The 19,335-nt window shown below is 41.5% G+C and carries 19 protein-coding genes; 7 read left to right on the top strand and 12 right to left on the bottom strand.

What is annotated here, in order from left to right:
* The first annotated feature begins 19 nt into the window (after window positions 1-19).
* Entirely contained in the window at window positions 20-700 is a 681-nt protein-coding gene (locus tag NA23_RS06790; protein WP_033191966.1) for a flagellar assembly protein A, read from the top strand.
* Here NA23_RS06790 and NA23_RS06785 read toward each other — a convergent pair.
* Window positions 690-1,619 (bottom strand): DDE-type integrase/transposase/recombinase, encoded by a 930-nt coding sequence (locus tag NA23_RS06785; protein ID WP_033190913.1) that lies wholly within the window; start codon window positions 1,617-1,619, stop codon window positions 690-692. The genes NA23_RS06790 and NA23_RS06785 overlap by 11 nt on opposite strands.
* Window positions 1,620-1,751: 132 nt before the next feature.
* Between NA23_RS06785 and NA23_RS06780 the strand changes: the two genes are divergently transcribed.
* Window positions 1,752-2,720, top strand: coding sequence for a FapA family protein (locus tag NA23_RS06780; protein WP_033191965.1), 969 nt, complete (start codon window positions 1,752-1,754; stop codon window positions 2,718-2,720).
* 80 nt (window positions 2,721-2,800) lie between these two features.
* Here the strand turns inward: NA23_RS06780 and NA23_RS06775 are convergent, their stop codons facing one another.
* The 11 genes from NA23_RS06775 to NA23_RS06725 form a co-directional block, all read right to left on the bottom strand.
* Window positions 2,801-3,175, bottom strand: coding sequence for a hypothetical protein (locus NA23_RS06775; protein WP_033191964.1), 375 nt, complete (start codon window positions 3,173-3,175; stop codon window positions 2,801-2,803).
* Between the two features lie 150 nt (window positions 3,176-3,325).
* Window positions 3,326-4,240, bottom strand: a complete 915-nt coding sequence (gene lgt, locus NA23_RS06770) for a prolipoprotein diacylglyceryl transferase (protein WP_052107195.1) — start codon at window positions 4,238-4,240, stop codon at window positions 3,326-3,328.
* Between the two features lie 18 nt (window positions 4,241-4,258).
* Window positions 4,259-5,587: a hypothetical protein gene (locus NA23_RS06765; RefSeq protein WP_033191963.1), complete on the bottom strand. Its 1,329-nt coding sequence runs from the start codon at window positions 5,585-5,587 to the stop codon at window positions 4,259-4,261.
* Between the two features lie 6 nt (window positions 5,588-5,593).
* Window positions 5,594-6,223 (bottom strand): winged helix-turn-helix domain-containing protein, encoded by a 630-nt coding sequence (locus NA23_RS06760; protein WP_052107194.1) that lies wholly within the window; start codon window positions 6,221-6,223, stop codon window positions 5,594-5,596.
* A gap of 26 nt (window positions 6,224-6,249) precedes the next feature.
* A complete protein-coding gene (locus NA23_RS06755; protein WP_033191962.1) occupies window positions 6,250-7,515 on the bottom strand; it encodes a chemotaxis protein in 1,266 nt (421 codons plus the stop codon).
* A 24-nt stretch (window positions 7,516-7,539) separates the two neighbouring features.
* On the bottom strand, window positions 7,540-8,862 hold the full coding sequence (locus NA23_RS06750) for a GGDEF domain-containing response regulator (protein ID WP_052107193.1): 1,323 nt from the start codon (window positions 8,860-8,862) through the stop codon (window positions 7,540-7,542).
* Window positions 8,859-9,503: a chemotaxis protein CheB gene (locus NA23_RS06745; RefSeq protein WP_236938341.1), complete on the bottom strand. Its 645-nt coding sequence runs from the start codon at window positions 9,501-9,503 to the stop codon at window positions 8,859-8,861. Before NA23_RS06745 ends, NA23_RS06750 begins: the two co-directional genes overlap by 4 nt.
* 52 nt (window positions 9,504-9,555) lie before the next feature.
* The gene (locus tag NA23_RS06740) at window positions 9,556-11,229 is read right to left on the bottom strand and encodes a cache domain-containing protein (protein ID WP_084384067.1); all 1,674 of its coding nucleotides are present in this window, start codon (window positions 11,227-11,229) and stop codon (window positions 9,556-9,558) included.
* Between the two features lie 40 nt (window positions 11,230-11,269).
* Window positions 11,270-13,027 carry an ATP-binding response regulator gene (locus tag NA23_RS06735; RefSeq protein WP_033191961.1) on the bottom strand — a complete coding sequence of 586 codons (1,758 nt, stop codon included), beginning with the start codon at window positions 13,025-13,027 and terminating at the stop codon, window positions 11,270-11,272.
* A gap of 24 nt (window positions 13,028-13,051) precedes the next feature.
* Window positions 13,052-13,837: a hypothetical protein gene (locus NA23_RS06730; protein ID WP_033191960.1), complete on the bottom strand. Its 786-nt coding sequence runs from the start codon at window positions 13,835-13,837 to the stop codon at window positions 13,052-13,054.
* Between the two features lie 28 nt (window positions 13,838-13,865).
* Window positions 13,866-15,074, bottom strand: coding sequence for a CheR family methyltransferase (locus NA23_RS06725; protein ID WP_249477001.1), 1,209 nt, complete (start codon window positions 15,072-15,074; stop codon window positions 13,866-13,868).
* 179 nt (window positions 15,075-15,253) lie between these two features.
* Here NA23_RS06725 and NA23_RS06720 point away from each other — a divergent pair, with 179 nt between their 5' ends.
* From NA23_RS06720 to flgG, 5 genes are read left to right on the top strand one after another with little or no spacing between them, the layout of a single operon-like run.
* Window positions 15,254-15,772: a TIGR00725 family protein gene (locus tag NA23_RS06720; protein WP_033192666.1), complete on the top strand. Its 519-nt coding sequence runs from the start codon at window positions 15,254-15,256 to the stop codon at window positions 15,770-15,772.
* 36 nt (window positions 15,773-15,808) lie between these two features.
* Complete coding sequence (locus NA23_RS06715) at window positions 15,809-16,666, top strand: DMT family transporter (protein WP_084384066.1); 858 nt, start codon at window positions 15,809-15,811, stop codon at window positions 16,664-16,666.
* Window positions 16,641-17,651: a rod shape-determining protein gene (gene mreB, locus NA23_RS06710; protein WP_033191959.1), complete on the top strand. Its 1,011-nt coding sequence runs from the start codon at window positions 16,641-16,643 to the stop codon at window positions 17,649-17,651. Before NA23_RS06715 ends, mreB begins: the two co-directional genes overlap by 26 nt.
* A 23-nt stretch (window positions 17,652-17,674) precedes the next feature.
* Window positions 17,675-18,439, top strand: a complete 765-nt coding sequence (locus NA23_RS06705; protein WP_033191958.1) for a flagellar hook-basal body protein — start codon at window positions 17,675-17,677, stop codon at window positions 18,437-18,439.
* Window positions 18,440-18,462: 23 nt separating this feature from the next.
* Window positions 18,463-19,248 carry a flagellar basal-body rod protein FlgG gene (flgG, locus tag NA23_RS06700; protein ID WP_033191957.1) on the top strand — a complete coding sequence of 262 codons (786 nt, stop codon included), beginning with the start codon at window positions 18,463-18,465 and terminating at the stop codon, window positions 19,246-19,248.
* Window positions 19,249-19,335: the final 87 nt, after the last annotated feature.

Genomic DNA, 19,335 nt, shown 5'->3' with positions numbered 1-19,335 from the left:
ATGTTAGGGGGTGAATTGAATGGAGGTTATCAAAGCAAAGGAGTTAACAGAAGTCTTCGATGAGCTTGAGAAACGGTACGGGAAAAATTGGTACGAACACGTTCACGTTGATATTAGTACGGATGCAGATAGTACTATTCGTGTAATCATCACACCTATTGCCTTTAGAGCTTTTGTAGGGAAAGAGGTAAAAGCCACGGAAGATTTTCATGATGTCGTTGCTGGAAAGAAGATGGGAGAATATTTGGAGGAAGCAGTTTCGAAGATTGAAAATCTTGAAGAGAAGCTCAAAGAGTATGAAAATCCAAGAATTTACGTAACAGTAAGCGAAGATGAAATGAAAGCGTATGTCACCATTATCCCTGGACTTGAAAAGGAGATGCCGACAATAGACGAACTAATCGGTGCCCTGAACAAATCAGGTGTGATCTTTGGTATCAAAAAGGATGTTCTTGAAAAGATAATCAACGAGAAGATGACCTACCAGCAGATATTAGTTGCGGAGGGAAAACTGCCAGAAGCCCCTGTGAATGCGATGATAGAATATAGGTTCAAAATATCAAGAGAACTTGAAGGCTTAGACGAATTCCCCAGTTGCACCGAGGGGCAGGTGCTTGCCGAGAAAATTCCCCCAAAGGACGGCGTTCCAGGAAGAACGGTGACTGGCAAAGAAATACCGAGTGATGCTGTTAACTTGTAGTGATGGAAGACAATAGAACACTCATAACACGCGCAATATCATTCCCGTTCAGTTTCAAGAGATTTCTCACTACACAAAAGCTGTTTACGTACATTGGAAGATTGTCAATATTCTTAAATCCACGCTTGGCTCGTACAAAGTCTTGGAATAACGAAAATTTAGATTCACATTGATTGTTCTGCCCAAGTCTCACAACTATATGGTTGATATTCTTGTATAGTATCTTCACTGCACCATACGCACCAAGTCCATCAGTGATTAGTTCGATTTCTCTTTCGTTGTTACCAAAGAACTTCTCTAACAATATCTTCACTTGACCCATATCGCGATATTTGGATACATGCCAAGCAACAATAAGATTCGAATCGTGCTCAACTAAGAACCAAACGTAGTACTTTTTGGATTTAAACAAAACGACAGTTTCATCACCATGGACTTTGAAAGCATCTACAGGAACGAGGATGGAAAAGAAACAAGACAACTTAAGGATCCACTTGTAGATAGCGACATGAGAGACTTTGATATTAAGTGAGTCTCTGATGGAACGCAAGGACACAGCTTTGAAATAAAGGACGAAGGCTTTAAGGACAATAAAGATAGGGAAACGGAAGAACTTGAAAGAGTCGAAAGGAAGAGGGACAAATTGAGGTAAGTTAGTTGGGATTTCGTCTCTGGTATGGCAAGAACGGCAACGGAACTTAACGAAGGCTTTTTTGATTTTGTGGATTTGCATAGTTTTTCCACAGACAGGGCATTTAGGATAAGGGAAAGAGAAGAGCTTGTGTTTTTTTGAATGAACAAGTCTGAAAGTGCGCTTACAGTCTTTGCAAAAGTATTGTTGGTTACCGTACTTATCATGACCGTTTTTGTAGATGTTGGTAGAGCCGCATTTGGGGCAAGAGACTACAGAATTTTGCATAGTGGAGTACCTCCTTTTTGTGAGAATTGATGGTGGGGGGTGTTCCACTAATAAGAAGATAATACGGTTTTTGGAAATTTTCAATACTTTTAGTTAACAGCATCACCGAGTCAAAAGGGGCAAGATTTTGATTTGAGAAAATACGCCGGTGAAAATACAAAGGTCGTAGACAACAAAATCGTTGCTGCAATTAGCGGTCAACCGTATGTAGATGAAGAAGGAAGAGTCCACGTTAGGGACGTTCTTATCATTGGAGAACAAGATTTGGAAAGATGCCGGAAGTTTGATTTTCCAGGAACGATTGTTGTTACATGTAATGTCGACGGGCCTTTTAGAATAAGTGCCGGTAGGGATTTAAATATCAACGGTGTAGTGTCTGGAAGTGTCAAGATTAAAGCTGGTGGGGATGTGTACATAAAAGGTGGGTTCTTTGGCAGGGGAAGAGGTTTGGTGATGGCTGATGGAAGTGTTACTGTGCAGTTCATAACCGAGGGGTTGGTGATAGCTAAAAAGGACATTTATGTAGGAGATTATGTGATGAACTCAGAAGTGATAGCAGGCAGGTCAGTCAAGGTTTCTGGAGAAGGATTGATCTTGGGAGGTAACGTAAAGGCTGGGGAGCTCGTTGAAGCAAGACGCATTGGAAATGAATTCGGGGTGGCAACGAATGTTGAAGTAGGTATAGATTTTGAATACGAAACAAGAAAAGCGGAGATAACACACAGGTTGAAGTTGCTCTTAGATGAAATGAGCGATATAAGTGTGTATGTCTTAAAACTAAGGGCTGCATATGAGAAGCTTTCTGAAAGTTTTTCTGTTAACAAGGACAAATTTAGAAGCCTTATCGTTCAACTGGAGGCCAGGAGAGAGGAGATTGCAAACGAAATCAATGAGCTGAGACAAAAACTAAAGGCCCTAAAGTTTGTTTCTACTCAGGAGATGTTCAAGTTAAATCCGAGAATTATCATAAAGGAGACTTGTTTTGCAGGTGTGACGATGACGATACTCGGCGAAAGTTACAAGACAACATTTGAACTGGGACCAAGGGCATTGAATCTACAGGCTTTAAAAGAGTTAAAAACTCAAAGAACAAAGAAGTAATAGTACAAAAAATCCCCGTGCGTTGAAAACAAACACACGGGGTAATGTCTTTTCATTGGGGGATAGGGGAGGGGGAGAATTTATTCTTTCTTCGCGTTGTTTCCTAACCTGAAGTAGTCCAGATTTTCGTCGTGCTCAATTTTTTTGTATCTTTTATTTGCCGCTTCGTACATTCTGTTTATTATCGCTTTCAAATCACTCCCTGCAGAGAGTTCATCAACTGCTTGTTTTAGTTCATCCACGAATTCGAATTGGAATTCCTTTTCATCAAACCGAATTTGCTCTTTGAATGAAAATGGTATGTCCGGGTTGATCATTCGCAGCAATCTGATAACGAACTCGGCAAAAACTTCCCGAACATCGCTTTTCCTCTTTGCTTCGGCGAGTTTTTCCCGGTATTCTGGTTCCAGTTCGTGTTCGTATTTCACATAGCTGACCATCTTTTCTTTTTCCATATAATCCCCCCTTAAGCTGTAGGATTAAGAAGGAACACACAACATACCGGTCTCACCAATAACATCTAGAGGTTTTCCATTCTTCCCATTATTTTAGACCCTAGATTTTCAAAAAACGTTCAAAGGTTTGGAAAAAGTTCGAAAAATGTTTTATCCTTTAGGCTGATATTTACTTTCGGGATTTGTTTCTGAGTTTTTGTTCTTCCCAAGCAGAAAAGCGTACCACGATGCTCCGAAGATTATGAGCACTATGCTTACTATCTGCGCAGTTCTGAGGTGACCTACCATGAGACTATCTAAACGCAGACCTTCTATCCAAAACCTACCCAGAGAATACATCACAAGATAGAGTGCGGTCGTTTCTCCGAAGTGCCTTTTTCTTTTCTCTACGATGAAGTAAAGTATCACAAACACCGCTAAATCCCAGAGGCTTTCGTAGAGAAATGTTGGGTGGTAATGAGTTGCCATGTCGAAACCCGGCATGCGCCTTTCTGGTGGAACGTACATTCCCCATGGCAAGTTTGTCGGTCTGCCGTAGGCTTCGTAGTTAAAAAAGTTCCCCCATCTACCAATCGCTTGGGCAATTGGAAGAACGGAGGTGAAAAGGTCAGCTGCCTGAACGAAGGTGAACCGTTTCTTTATTTTTGAATACACATATATTGTTAAAAGCGCTGCGAAAAATCCACCGTGTATAGCGAGTCCACCGTGCCAAATTTTGTAAATTTCAGAAGGATACCGTGAATAATACGACCAGTTGAAGATCACGTAGTAAGTCCTTGCACCAAGTATACCGAATATAACTCCCCAGAATACACCTTCGTCGAGGTCTTCTGGGGTTATAGGATAGTTTTTCAGTCTTCTTCTGGCAAGAAAATACGCTGTGAAGATCCCCGTAGCTATGCATACACTGTACCATCTGATCTGAAAACGTCCAATTTGGAAGATGTAATCCCTTACGATCAGCCTACCTGAAAAAACTTCTTTCAAAAAAAGAAATAAACCGAAAGCAATTGCAAAGAAAATAGCCGCTAGTAAAACTGCTCTTAAAGCTTTTACTTTTGTCACAGTCGTTCCCCCTTTTCATTAGTACTGGTCCCTCTGCCTTTTCCTTAAATCTCTTTCCCATAGTTGTTGGTAGATGTAGCTCACTTTGGATAACTTTTCCTTCACTGAATCATCGAATGGCATGTATTTCCAAAATATCTCCCGAACCGCTTTGTCGAGTTTTTGTATACCGTTTGCTTCTTTTGAAAGCCAGAGGATGTAGTCTTTAACGAAATATTCAGCAGGTTGACCCTTGAGTTTGTTTTCTTCGAGGTACTGGTAGTATTCCCCCGTTAGTCCCTCTTCCATCCACCTACCGAATGAAAGTTCTTTTTCAAGCTTCCATCTGTATTCCCCGAACGCTTGATAGAACGGATCAAGCCCTTTTCTGGAGAATATGGGGACAACAATACGACCACGTCCATAGATATTTAAACCTTCGATAGGTTCCCAGCAAAAGCCACTTTCACCATAGCCTGGAACTAATATTACAAACGGTGACATGAAGACCTCAGTACCTTTGATCGTTCTTCTCAATGTTGTTGGATCAAGCAATTTGAGTTCTTCAAAGAGCTTCAGCGAGTTTTTTTTGGAAAAAATCGCGCTGATTTCTCTTAAGTAGTTCGAGGTGAGCGCAGGATATTGAATACCAAGTTTTCCTACTGTCTTTTTAACCATCTGACGGATCACCAAAGGTTCCGTAAAAGCTGAGGATTTCCCATTTGATTTAGGCAGCCGCTGGACTGCCTGTGCTTGCTCTCTAGCTTTGTCGAGAGTTTCTTTTAAATTTTTGATGTCGTTATCTAGTTTCTTGAGCTTTCCGATTGATTTTGTTATCTCGTCGAATATAACGTACACGCCTTTTGTGTAAGGCCCTTTTCCTTGTACTCCTTTCACTAAGTCCTTCAGTTTTTCTTCTTCCACATTTCGTTCGAAAAGCTTTCTTTCGTATTCTTTTTCGATCCAAGTATAATCATAAGTGCGCTTTTCTTGGGGTTGTTCTTGGATTACTTCTTCGAATGTCGAGGGATTTATCTTTCCATTTTTCACCGCAACTAACCACTCGTCGACGTAGTAAAATGTGTCATCCGGTTGAGAAATCATGCACTCTTTGATTCTTTCCAAGTCATCTTTCGTCAGGTACCTGGGATCGACAAGCCCAAGTCGAAGGAAGAATTTCTGCTCAAGCGGGGACGTTTCATCTATGTTTTGTGCGATGGCTTCGTATAATTTCCAGAATACTTCAGAGAACTGGTCTTTGTATTCCGAAAAGTTTTCCTCGTTCAACTGCTTCAGCGATAGAAATTCTTCTTTCAGGCTTTGTTCAACACCAGCGAGAAGCTTCTCAAAGTATTCTTTTTCGGACATAGCTGACTATCCTTTCCACACGAGTCTTAACCTATCTTTGCTGAATTCTACAGTGTAGACATTCCTATAACCTTTGTCGAGCAATTTTTTCGCCATTGACTCGGCGTTCTTGAATGAAGCGACTATGTAGGCATCAGCCTGAACGCGTGTGTCAAGTGGCATAACCGGTATCCCTTCGATCCGACTTCCGACCTTCTTTTCATCTTCATCTAAAAAGGCTACTACATTGTGGGTTTGCCTTGTGGAAATCAACTGAGCAAGCATCTTCCCAACAACACCAGCTCCGTAAACACAAAGGTCCTTCTTGCCTGTGATCTTCAGGAATATGTCTTGGAATTTGAGTTCGATGCTCTTGTACATCTGGGAGATTTCCGATAAGTATCCTAACCTCAGGTAATTGAGCCGAACGATACCTTCACTTGTTAATTCGTAGCCCTTTTTTGTTTTACGAACCAGTCCTTCTTTTTCAAAGTTCTTCAGGTATTTGTTCACAAGCGATGGAACGATTCCTGCTTTCAAAGCCAGTTCGGAATGCTTCGTTATTCCTTCAAACAAAGCTTGAAGGATAGCCATCTGTCTGTAAAGTGGGGAATAGTCAAAAAACACGAAATTTTCGGCTCTTTCCATACCTTCCATTTCCAATCCTCCTGACAGGTGTAAAATCACAGGTTGAACTTCCCAATTTCTTCTTTGAATCTTTCAATCTCGTCTTTTATGTTCATGATAGCTTCTTCGAGCTGTTCGATGCCCGAATAGAGTTCTTCTACCGATTCGTGAGCTATACGTGATGCATTAACAAGTTTATCGACGTTTGTGGTCGAAGCTTGCGACACTTGGAGTATCGTGTTGAGCGATTCTCGAACGGAGGATAGGCGTTTTGTGATTTTTTCTGTTATCAGCGTCGTTGATGTCACTATGTTTTCAACATTTTCAAGAGATTGTTTGCTCTCTTTTGCAAGGTTACGCGCAGAATTGGAAAGCTCCATAATCATTTCAGCGATCCTTGACAATCCTTCCCTGTCTATGTTCTGTTTGCTCGTTTCGATGGATACGTTAATTGCCAAAACGGTGATGTTGTCTGAAATATCGGTAATGCTGTCGGTCAATTTTCCAAGAGATTCCGTTAACACGGCGAGTTTCGAAGTGTATTCCGTTATCTGCTCTATTGTGTTTGTGAATTCGTTAAGCCCTCTTATCGTGGTTTCAGTTTCCGCTCTGCTTTCTTCTAAGTAAGCTGCAAATTCTTCGAGCGAGCGGTCTACTTGGTTTGCTGCACTTTCGGTGTTCTCTGCCATAGCCTTAATCTCCGATGCAGAAGAAGACGTCTGTATAATATTTTCCGAGATATTTTTGACTAAGTTGTTTGAAACTTTAAGTTGGTACCTCGGTTTTTTCAAAAGGAATTCGGCCACAAAGTAGCTACTCACAAGAGTGAGTAAAATTACCACTGGTAGCAGCACTCTGTTGAAAGTGGTTTTGAACTTTTGGAAACGGTTAAGTAACTCGTTTTCCGATGTCGCGTGTGCAAAATAATATTGTCCATCGTATGTAAAGGCAACGTACCGCTTTATGCCTTCGTATTTGTATTCGTAAACTCCTTTTTTATTTTTTTCCATGAATTCGAACAGTTCGGGGACTTGTTCTCGGACATTTAGTCCAACTTTTGTTCTGTCCGTGTGAGCAACGGTGTACCCTTTTTCGTCCACCATGTAGTAGTATCCGAAAGATGGTTTTTCCATAAATATTAAAGCATAGCTTTTGGTCTGTGAAATGGCGACGACTTCCTGCAGTAAAACTTTGTAAGCGACATCGGTGGTGGATTTTGTTGCTTCTGACATGAAGAACAAAAGGATAACGACAACCCAGGCTAAGACAAAAATAGAAACAGTTATCGCGTAGCTCCAAGAAATGCGCAAGTTGATTTTCATAAATGCTCTCCTCCCCAATCTTCTTTATTTCTTGCTTGATAGCCTTTCAAAGATCTCACCGATACTTTCATCTTTCCATTCAAGGATATATGTTTCTATGACCAATTCTTTTAAATCTTCGCATCTGCCTGGTTCAGAGCAGAGCTTCAAAAGTGAATCTATCTGAGCTTGCGCTTGTTGTTGGTTTTTTCCTAATAAGACTACTAAGAATTCACCGATTGAGACTCTTGCAACTGTATCGGAAAGACTTTCTTCAAGCAATGTTACAAAGCTTTTCAGCAAACGGTTTGTATATTCCGCACCTTTGGAAATGTAAAGTTTCCTTAGACTTCGCAGTGTGATACGAACGAACAAGAGGGGTAGTTCGCTTCTTTTTGAGAAATCCATCAAATTGGTTATTTTGGCAGCTATCGAATGACGATTGTAAGCTCCCGTTACTTCATCTAATTCTTTCCCACTACCAAGTAGCTTGTTGTAATTGAGCAAATCAAATAATTGAGAGATGCTGTAATTAGCAAGTGCAAGGATATGTCCCGCGACTTCGGGGATTTTCGGATTTTCGATAAGAACGAAGCCTATAGGTTCATCTTTCTTTGACATGAGCTCCACGACAGCTTGTCCTAAGTTTCTATCGGCAAAGTTGTAGCATTTCTCAACATACTCGAAGTAACTAAAAAAACCGTAATTTTCTGCTTTTTCTAACACACTGTACGGACTTGCAAGGTCAGTTTTCCCAAATGCGTATATTCTTGCATGTGAGTAAGTAGAGATGCAGGCGTAAAAGTTGTCGAACTCAAGCAGTTCGGTGAAAAGTGAGTAGATTTTCTTCATGATAAGGGTTTCGTCGTAGATGTATTCTGAGAGTTGCAAAATTTCCTTTGTGATTGTGGAGTCTCGCAGACTTTCCTCAAGTATGTCCACAAGTTCGCCGTACGGTTCGATGTGGAGCGTGTGGAGTTCTCTTGACCATTCCATAGAGAACGGCTGGGATACAAACTCAAGAACGGTTCTTTCGATCTCACTCTGAGCTGCCGTCTTTTTCAAGAACACATTTGCACCGCTCTTTTTTGCCCAGAACGGATTTATTGTCTCTTCAGCCCCCGTAAGGATCATAATTCCGACGTTCCTGAATGTACTGAAGCTTCTAATGAATCTTGTGAAGTGAACACCGTTTAGTTTTGGCATGACGTAGTCCAGAATGACCACATCAGGTAGGAACGTGAAAAATTTATTCAAGCCTTCAAGCCCATCTTTTGCAACTTCAGTTGTGTGCCCGTGCAGTTCTAAAAGATTCTGTAGATAAGTCCTCCACACAGCAGAATCATCCACTATGAGTACCTTTTTCAATTCCCATCACCGCCTTCTGTATGATTTTCAATTTTTCGCGCCTTTTCCGAGGAATTTTGGATATTTATCGTCTTGATCAGCTCTCTTATCCTTTCAATTTCGTATCTTTCGTACCTTTCACCCAATTGCCGAGCTATATTGTCTGGAAGATACGGAAACTTCGGCGTCTTTTCGATAACGAATTTTACACCTTTTGCCTTCAATTCTTTGACATATTCAGCACCGTCGTTCCCCAAACCACCGAGGACAATTATTGTGAAGTCCGGATTTGCCACTTTCCTAAGAGATTTAAACAAAGCGGAGATGGAAGGATGTACGCTTTCTTTCGATGTTTGTTCATCGATAACCGTTACGGTCTCTTCGTTGACAAAGACCAAATCCTTACCGCCTTCGGGCAAATAGATCCCCGGCTCAAGGATGGTTAGACCGTCGACTATCGTCACATCATGGCCGGTTTCAGAATGAATATGCTGTGCAAACGTCGGTATTGCACTGCTTGTGAAGTGAATAACTACAACAACAGGTATATTCAATTTTTCTTCGATCTTTAGAATGTCCACAGCTACTGAAGGACTTCCAGCTGAGCCTACGATAATGACCTTTTTTGTGTTTGACGCGCTTTTTTGATTTTTCAACTTCAAACCTCAACGACCCCCAAAGAAATCTTATCAGCACTCCAAGATGAAACGTACTTTATTCCTGATCCTGCTCGTTGGCTTTCCCAGATTGTAACGCAGTTAGCACTTTTGAACTGAATGTTTCGATTTCTTCCTTTATTTTAATTATAGCTTCTTCGAGCTGTTCGATACCTGAGTAGAGCTGTTCAACTGAATTGTGCGCCATCTTCGAAGCACTAACTATCTTCTCAACGTTCGTCGTAGATGCCTGGGCCACCTGCACGATAGAATCAAGAGATTCTCGAATTGATGATATTCGCTTTCTTATCTTTTCAGTTACAAGCGTTGTTGAGGCGACTATATTTTCAACGTTTTCAAGGGAATGTTTGCTTTCTTTTGCAAGGTTACGCGCAGAATTTGAAAGTTCCATTATCATCTCGGCGATCCTTAGTAAGCCTTCTTTATCAATATTCTGTTTACTCGTCTCTATGGAAACGTTTATTGCCAAAACGGTGATTGTGTCGGATATATCTGTTATCCTGTCTGAAAGTTGGCTGAGTGTTTCCGTTAGTGTAGCAAGTTTTGAAGTGTATTCGGTGATCTGCTCAATGGTGTTGGTGAACTCCGTTAGACCATTTATCGTCGTCTCGGTCTCTGCACGGCTTTCTTCAAGATATGCGGAAAATTCTTGCAAGGCTTTGTCAACTTCAGTCGTTGCTAATTCTGTGTTTTCTGCCATTGACTTTATCTCGGATGCCGAAGAGGAAGTATGTATGATGCTCTCTGAGATATTTCTAATAAGGTTCTCGCTTGCCCTGTTGAAAGCAAGTTGCTTTTTTATACTCCTATGCATGAAGAACGACATGGAAAGCAAGACGGTAGCGATTATAATTGAAAACACTATGGTGATTATTTTGGATGTTTTTTCCTGTGCGTAAACGTTTGTCAGAGGAATTTTTGACAGAAGAATTGCTACTGTTTCGTTGTCTATGTTTTTAAAATGGCTTGACATGTAAAGATATCCGTTTTTGAATTCGTAATAATTCTCATCTTTTAGGAATTTATCGATATCTATTTCTTTGGCTAAATCGACGTTAGGATTGCTCTTAAGAACCGTGGGTGTTTCCAGCTTTCCTTGGTGGTCGTAGAGGATGTACAACTCACTAACACCACCAACTTTGCTCTCCAATTCTTTCAAGAGTGATTCATCGTATATGATCCCAGCTTCGACTATACCTATGAATTCTCCATTTTCCATTATCGGAGAAATAGCCCTTAAGACTAAACCTATGATCCCGGGCTCTACACCTGTTAATTTTTGTTTTGTTTCGATGACCTTTACAAGCATTTTTCTGAACGACAGGTCGTCGCCGTATTCTTCAGGCTTGTGGAACCTCAAAAACGACTTTAAGTCCGGAGTTATGAAGTGTAGCTGGCCTACTCCTACGTTTTTGAAGCTGAGGTATTTAGGGAGAAGATAATTATACAAACCTTCTCTGTCCCGCTTTTTAAAAAGTGTAATTGCTTTGTCATCGTCTAAAATAGTTTCAACAAATCCTTGGATTAATTTAGTTGATTTGACAACGGTTTCGATTTGGGTATCTGCCAGTGCTTTTACCTTTTTAATCCATTCTTCGTTGGCGGCTTTGGTTGTGAAGCTCACCTCAAAATACATGGCCATTAGTGACACAACAACAAAAATTGCAAAAACAATCGGGAGTATTTCTGTACTTACTTTTTTCCATCCCATATGTTTTACCCCCTAACGATATGTGCTGAAGATAGCTGCGTTATTGAAGAAATTTCTCTATTAATCGAACGAGTCTTTCCGGTGGTTCGTCTTTGGATAGGTACGCGTTTGCCCCCACTTCAAGTCCTTTGGCAAGCTGTTCATTCGTAAGTGTACTGAAAATAATAACAGGAACATCTTTGTTAAGCTCTCGAATTTTTCTGGTTGTTTCAAAACCATCTATACCGGGCATTTCAACATCGCATATTACAACATCGGGATTTTCTTTCTTGAATTTTTCAATACCTTCAAGACCATCTTGCGCTTCAATAACCAAATATCCAAAGTTAGTGAGGAACTTACCAAGTATCGTTCGTGTCACAACGGAGTCGTCGATGACAAGTACTTTTCGCGCACTTTCTTTTAATGCCTGGGCACGCTCGAATTTCTCCGGTGAAATTATCGGAAGAGGATAGACGAATATGTTTTTGACAAATCCTTTGATTATTTCGTAGCTTTCGTTCGAAACTTGTCCGTCGAATATACCAACTAAATTGTTCACCAAAATTGCCTTTCCTGAAGTGGTGATGATGGCAAATCTTGGGTTTGAACAGCTAAAGCTAATGTCGTATAGTTTGTCTTTGTATTTTACTTGATTATTTGTGATTTCAGGCTTGCTTACGAGTTCCAAGATGTCCTGTACGTCCAAACAGAACTGTAGTTCGTCTGCTTCAACGACGAGAACACGCACGAGGAATGTCTTTATCGGGAAATGGACGATGAATTTTGTCCCTCTTCCCAGAGCTGTTACCACTTCCACATCGCCACCGCGGGCCATGGCGAAGTTCTTTACCGCATCAAGCCCTATGCCCCTACCTGAAGTACCATCTGCTTCTTCTTTTGTCGAAAACCCAGGTACGAATATGACATCCTCAGGTCTGAGGTTGCCGAGCCCTTTTTGTCTTGCTTTTTCCCTTATCTTTTCAAAATCCAAACCTTTCCCGTCGTCTTCTATCTCCAAGAAAAGCTCACTGCCTTGCACGTAACTTCTGATAGTGATTTTTCCAACTTCTGGTTTGCCTTTCTTCAGGCGTTCCTCAGGAGTCTCGATCCCGTGTGCGACCGCGTTCCTTACCAAATGCACAAGCATGTTTAAAAGCATTTCTGTATCTTTTTTCTCTATTCTTTCTTCCCCAATTTGTAGTTCGAGTCTTACATTCTTCTGGTTGGCAACCGCTTCCTGCATTACTAAAACCTCAAAGTTGGAGAGTACCTGCTTCAATTTAACGTAAAATGCATTTTGGAGCAAGGAGATGATTCTCTGTTTTACCACTCTAATCTCACGGAGTGCGTTTTTTGGATCTTCGCGCATCAAGCTGTTTTCAGCGCTCAACGTGTTGGAAAGTAGCTCTTGGAGTATCTCTACAGGTAACGTCTCGGCTGTGGTAACAAATGTCGTCGATTGTGCTGCGGACTTTTTTCCTTCGAGCACGTCAATGTAGTTTTGTAATTCTTCGTCTGTGAGATCTGAAGTTTTCTTGAGCACTTCTGGAACTATACTAAGAAGCCTGACCATAAACTCATTTGTCAGGACATCTTCTCCACTCATTTGGCGTTTGAAGTACTCCTCGATTCTGTGGAAAAGCTCTTTGAAACCGTTGAAACCAACGAGGCTCGCTGAGCCCTTTATAGTATGGAAAAGTCTGTAAATTTCGGTTATAACCTGCGGATTCTTATTCTCAATGTAAGCTTTTATCAAGTTGATAGCTTCCTGACCCTTTTCGTTCAGCTCTTGGAGAAATATTTCAAGAAAATCCATACAATCATCCCTTCGTTGATGCTATTATTCGATTATTTTGAAAATTCCATCGGGTGTTTCGAGGTATTTTTCATCCGCTGTTTCTTTCGTGAGGACTTTCCCTTCCGTGATGCCGACCTTTGAAGTTCTGTATCCGACACTTTGTGTCACTACAACGAATTTACCAGCTCTCCCCTCATCCATGTTTCTTACAGGGATAGTCCTTTCGTAATCAATGAAACCGTCCCATTGTTCAGTCTTAAACGGAGTTACTATATCAGCGGATAATATCGTTAAGACGTTCTCCAAAGGCAATGCAAATTTGTTTCCAATGACGATGTACTTTTTTCTCAGCTCGCCAAAATGCCTTTCGCTTTTCGTTTCTGCAATCTCTTGTTTCACGATACGCGCGGTTTTTGGAAGAGATATATAAAAAGTATTGTAGACGTAAAATAGCTCCTGCTTGCCGTTATCTGTTTCTAAAACAATAACGCCGGTGTACTCTGTAAGTCTTTTGAAATCCTCACTCTTATCGGTTGGAATATCGGGCGAGAGTGGGATTGGAACAGCCTGGGTTTTTTGAACGATCCTCGTAACACCAAAAGCAAACTCTTTCAGAATTAGGTAGTATTTAAAGACAGGTTCCTGCAAGTTACTATGCGTGACTACGGGATAGAGATATCCGTCATGCAATGCAAATCCAAAGACACCGATTTCTTCGGGTGCTGGGAACGCAATATCACTAACTCCAAGGACTAAATCGCCTTGGATTGCTATACGAACTGCTCCATTTTTATGCGATATTTCACACAAATAGTATTCGTATTCCATGGTATCACCTCAAAGGGATGTTTTGAAACTATTTGAACTTCGTTCGGAAATCCAACGCGTGTTTCAGCTGCCATATTTCATCATCTGCACTGTTTAAGAAAATGGCGCGCTGCAAGGAATTCTTAGCGGATTCTAAGTCTGAATTCTCAAGCTCGACAAGGGTTCTATACTTCCACAGTACGTAACTTGTTGGATACTTCGTGCAGGATTCTTTGATGAGTTCGTATGCTCTGTTGTAAGCCTTCTTGGCGATGTATTCCTCAATCAACTTTATGCGCTCTTCCAAATCTATGCCGTCGATAGTCTTTTTTAACAGGTTGACAATTTCAAGTTCTTTCGGTTGATGCTGAACTTTTTGTTGTGTATATTCTCTACTACTGTCGCTGGGTTCGGCTCTGGTATCTAATTGAGAATTTATCTTAGTTTTCTCAGATCTTGTCTTTGATAAAAATCCCTTATGCTTGTGAGTTTCGTCGTGTTTTAGTTTTATTTTCCTGTAGAACGTTCCCACGTCCGCAAAAGCGGGGGTGAAATGCTCCAAAACTTCCGGAAAGTACTCTCCAGCACCGAGGATCAAAAAGCCGTTGTCTTTGAGCAAACTTGAAATTTTGTGGATAACAGGCTCTAAGTTGTCTATGTAGAGCAATACGCGTCTTATAAAAATTATATCAAATTTTTCTTTAGTTCCAAAAATCTCCGTGCCAGTGTCCAAGATGTTGCCTTGTATGAATTCAACGTTCTTTTTGTAGACGTCTTTTATGCAGTACTGACCATCGACTATGTTGAAATACCTTTCTATATCTTCTTTTGAAAGGAATCTGACACTCCAGAATTGGTAGCAACCCTTCCGAGCCTGAGTTATCCGTTGAAAGTTTACATCGATACCTTTGATTCTACACTCAACTCCGACTTCGTTACACACAATTGCCGTTGAGTAGACCTCTTCACCTCTTGAGCAGCCAATTGAAAGCACGTTCCAAGAGGGCTTTTCTTTTAACACTTTTCTGAGCTTATCGAATGTTTGGATATCTCTGAAAAAATACGATTCACCGATTGTAAGGTTTTCCAGCACAAGGGCTTCCAGTAACTGGGGTGAAAGTACGTGAGATATAGGCGAAATGTTTTTTATGAACCTATCTACGTGCCTTTTTTCTGCTCTTATACCGTGCCTTTTTAGAACCTCTTCTATTCGTTTCCCTAAGTCAACAGGTGGTTTGTCCTCTGGAACCTTGCTCATCATATAGTTTCTTTACTCCCTTTTGTTTTTCGAACTCTCTTCTTTATTATACCACCTTTTCAAAGAATTTTTTTGATTTCTATTTTGCCGCTCTTAGTTGTTATGGTATACTTTTTTAATAGGTGGTACATCCAATAATTCAACATGTTGGAGGTTTAAAAATGGGCAAAAAAGAAAGTGTGAAAAATATCGGTGTTATTGGTTATTCGGGAAATACTGAAAGTACTCCGATCCGAGAAATTGCTGAGCTGTGTTTGAAGCTGGGGCAAGAACTAGGTAAAAGGTACACAGTATTTACCGGTGGAAGAAACGGTGTAATGGAATTGGTATCGAAAGGGGTTAAGTCGGTAGGAGGCTTTTGCGTTGGAATACTGCCTTGGGAAGGCGAAGATGCTAATGAATTTAACGACTTGGTCGTGAAGACCGGTTTGGATTTCCAGATGAGGTCTTTTGTTTTGGTAAAAAGCGTTGATGCTGTCGTTTCTATAGGCGGAGAAATTGGAACGGCATTAGAGATTCTCGCTTCGTATGCGAATGGGAAACCGGTAATCTTACTAAGGGGAACTGGTGGATGGACGGATAGAATCGCCACGGTCTTGATCGATGGAAAGTATCTTGATAATCGAAAGCTATCTGAAGTTTATCAAGCGTGGAGCGTCGATGAGGTTATAGATATACTGGACAGTATATTGAGATGAGAACGCAGCTAATGACTTTCTTGGAGGGATGTTCTTGTGAGTCTACTGCAGTACGTTCCGGTTGTGCTTGTTACAATATTTTGGGGGGCATCGTTTGTAGCAACAAAGTTTGTTGTTAATGTTTTTGAACCTTTTCCGGCTGCGCTTTATAGGTTTTTGATTGCGTTGGTTGTGCTTTTACCGTTCACTAAGAAAAGGAAAATAGGGGATATCAATGCATTCTGGTCTGGTTTTTGGGGGATTACGATGTACTTCGTGTTCGAAAACACGGCGCTGAGGTACACATCACCAACGAACGCGGCGGTTATTGTTTCGAGTGTTCCTTTGTTGTACGTGCTTTTCACTCATCTGATACATAAGGTTGAAACTACAAAGTACCACTACGTTGGCTCGGTCCTTGCGTTTCTAGGTGTTGCGCTTGTTATTCTAAATGGGCGGTTGATGAAGCTTAATCCAATTGGTGATATCTTGGCGTTTGGAGCGGCGGTTTCTTGGGTCTTCTACACGCACTATGTAGTTAGGATAAAAGACGTGTCAGGAATTGACCAGACTTTTTCTATCACATTTTGGGGAGTTGTAACGTTGATTCCCTTTGCGTTTTTCCAAGATATGAAAGTTACATTCGAAGTGAAAAGTGCCTTGAGTTTGATTTACCTTGGTGTGGTTTGTTCTGCTCTTGGCTACTTGCTCTGGAATAAATCTATTGAAATAATAGGCGATAGGCGGACAACGAACTTCATATATTTTATTCCGATTGTGACCGTTATTTCTGAGTTCGTTTTAATGAAGTCAGAACCGACGATTTACAATATCCTTGGTGTAACAATGTTGGTATTAGGATTATACATCTTCGAAAGGGGAGAAGAGTATGGCAAAAAACGACTTAGGAATTGACCTTGGAACGGCGAACTTCATCGTTTATCAGCAGGGAAAGGGTATTGTGCTCAACGAGCCTTCCGTTGTAGCGATCGAAAGGAAAACGGGAAAGATCATCGCAATCGGTTCAGAGGCTAAGGAGATGTTTGGAAAGACGCCTGAAGAAAAGGTGATGGCCGTTAAGCCTATGAGGGACGGTGTTATTGCCGATTACACCATCATTGCAGAAGTGCTCAAGTACTTTATGAAAAAGCTAAACAAAGGACTGTTCATCAAATGCAACATGGTAATAGGTATACCAACGAAGACAACGAGTGTTGAGCAAAGAGCGGTCTACGATGCGGCCCTGAAAGCCGGAGCAAAGAGGGTGCACATAGTTCTTGAACCAACGGCAGCAGCTATAGGTATTGGGCTTGATGTGATGAAACCGATGGGGAACATGATTGTCGACATCGGTGGTGGAACAACTGATATCGCCGTGATAAGCATGGGGGGGATTGTTGTTGGAGATTCCATCAAACTCGCCGGTAACGCGCTCGATGATGCAATTGTTAAAGGTGTGAGAAGGAACTTCGGCTTGCTCATCGGTGACACGACTGCAGAGGAGATAAAAGTAAAAATAGGAAAAGTGCATCCTGATGTAGAAGACTTAGAATTGGAAGTGAGAGGTAGAGATGCGGTAACAGGTCTTCCGAGGACCGAAGTGATAAATTCAACGGATGTCTACAAGATGATTAGACCTGTAGTTGATAATATCATCTCAAGGATAAAGCTGGTTCTTGAAAAAACTCCTCCGGAACTCTCAGCAGATATCGTGGAACACGGGATCATGCTAACGGGCGGTGGCGCACTTTTGAGGGGCATAGATAAAGCCATAGAGGAAGACATAGGTGTGCCGTGTAGGGTTGCCGATGAACCACTTTTGTGCGTTGCGAAGGGAACGGGTCGATTGTTGGAAGATGAGGAATTGTTGAAACACGTTGCAGTAACTTATGAGAAGTAAATAAACGCATTGGAGGGATTTTCTTGTACCGTGGTGTGTACACAGCAGCGATGGGTATGCTTGCAGACATAACAAGGATGGATGTCGTTGCAAACAATTTGGCTAATGTAGAGACAAATGGATATAAAGCTGATACTCCGGCTTTCAAATCCTACTTTACTCGGGAAATATATCGCATCAAACCAGAACCTGAGAATAGGAAGGTTGAGTTTGCAAAGATAGGCGATGTCGAGCAAGCGATCATCGTTGATGAGATTCGTACACACTACTCGCAGGGTATACTTGAGCAAACCAACGTGCCTACACATTTGGCAATTAGTGGCGATGGATTTTTTGCTGTAAGAAAGGGAGATCAGGTTTTTTACACAAGAAACGGAGAGTTCATCGCAGATAACAATAGACGTTTGGTGAATACACAAGGGTATTATTTGTTGGATTCTAATGGCCAAGAGATAACATTGCCAGAAAACGGATATATAGACGAATCGGGAAATGTTTACGATGCAAACAGAAATTTGGTTTCAAGCATTCCAATCTACGTGTTGCGCGAACCGAGAAAAATAGGTGAAGCCCTCTTCACCGGTCAAGCGCAAATTGTGGATATAAATAATCCAAACTCCGGCGTTAGGATTTTACAGGGCTACGTAGAAAAATCAAATGTGAACGTTGTTCGTGAAATGGTAAAGATGATAGAAGCTCAGAGACACTACGACGCATCTTCCAAAGCTATAGTCGTCCACGACGAACTGCTGAACAAGGTTATAAACAACGTAGGAGCTTTAAGGTAATTAGAAGGTGAGGAGGGGTATAGATGATCAACAGTCTGTACACTGCAGCAACGGGTATGTGGTCTCAGCAATTTAAGATGGACACGGTTTCCAACAACATTGCGAATGTTGATACCGCTGGGTATAAGAAGGTCAAAGCTGAGTTTCAGGACTTAATTTACAGCTACTCGAAAAATGCAGGTGCCGCAACCGCTCAGAATTCCACGACGCCAACGGGTATTTACATTGGTCATGGCGTCAGACTTGCGGCAACGACAAGGATTTTTACGCAAGGAAATATAGAAAACACAGGGAACGCTTTAGATTTGGCTATCAGTGGTGACGGCTTTTTCCAAATACAGCTCCAAGATGGTAGGATCGCGTACACAAGAGACGGTCAATTCAAGTTGGACAACCAAGGCAGGATAGTGACTGCCAATGGTTTGCTTTTATCACCTGCCATCGTTGTACCACAAAACGCGGTATCTCTAACGGTTTCACCGGATGGCATAGTCTCTGTCGAACTTGCGGATGGAACGATCCAGCAACTTGGAACAATAACGCTAACACGCTTCGTTAACCCCGCTGGTTTAAAATCGATAGGTGACAATCTCTACGTAGCAACCGCTGCGAGCGGTGATCCAATTGAGGGAACCGCTGGTCAGGATGGTTTTGGAACAATTATGCAAGGTTACGTTGAGAAGTCAAATGTAGACGTAGTAAAAGAAATGGTCGATATGATTACCGCTATGAGGGCGTACGAGTTCAACTCAAGGTCCATCATGACGGCTGACCAGATGCTTCAAACGGCAAGCAACTTGAGAAGATAATAGCTTAGTAGTGTGAGGCAAAAAGCTGCACGACCCCAAGGCTCAGCCTTGGGGTTTGTTTTTGTCGTGTGTTTGCCTACAATGATT

Origin of the sequence: Fervidobacterium islandicum (assembly GCF_000767275.3) — a bacterium.
GTDB lineage: Bacteria > Thermotogota > Thermotogae > Thermotogales > Fervidobacteriaceae > Fervidobacterium > Fervidobacterium islandicum.
This window is presented reverse-complemented; position numbering and strand designations above follow the sequence as displayed.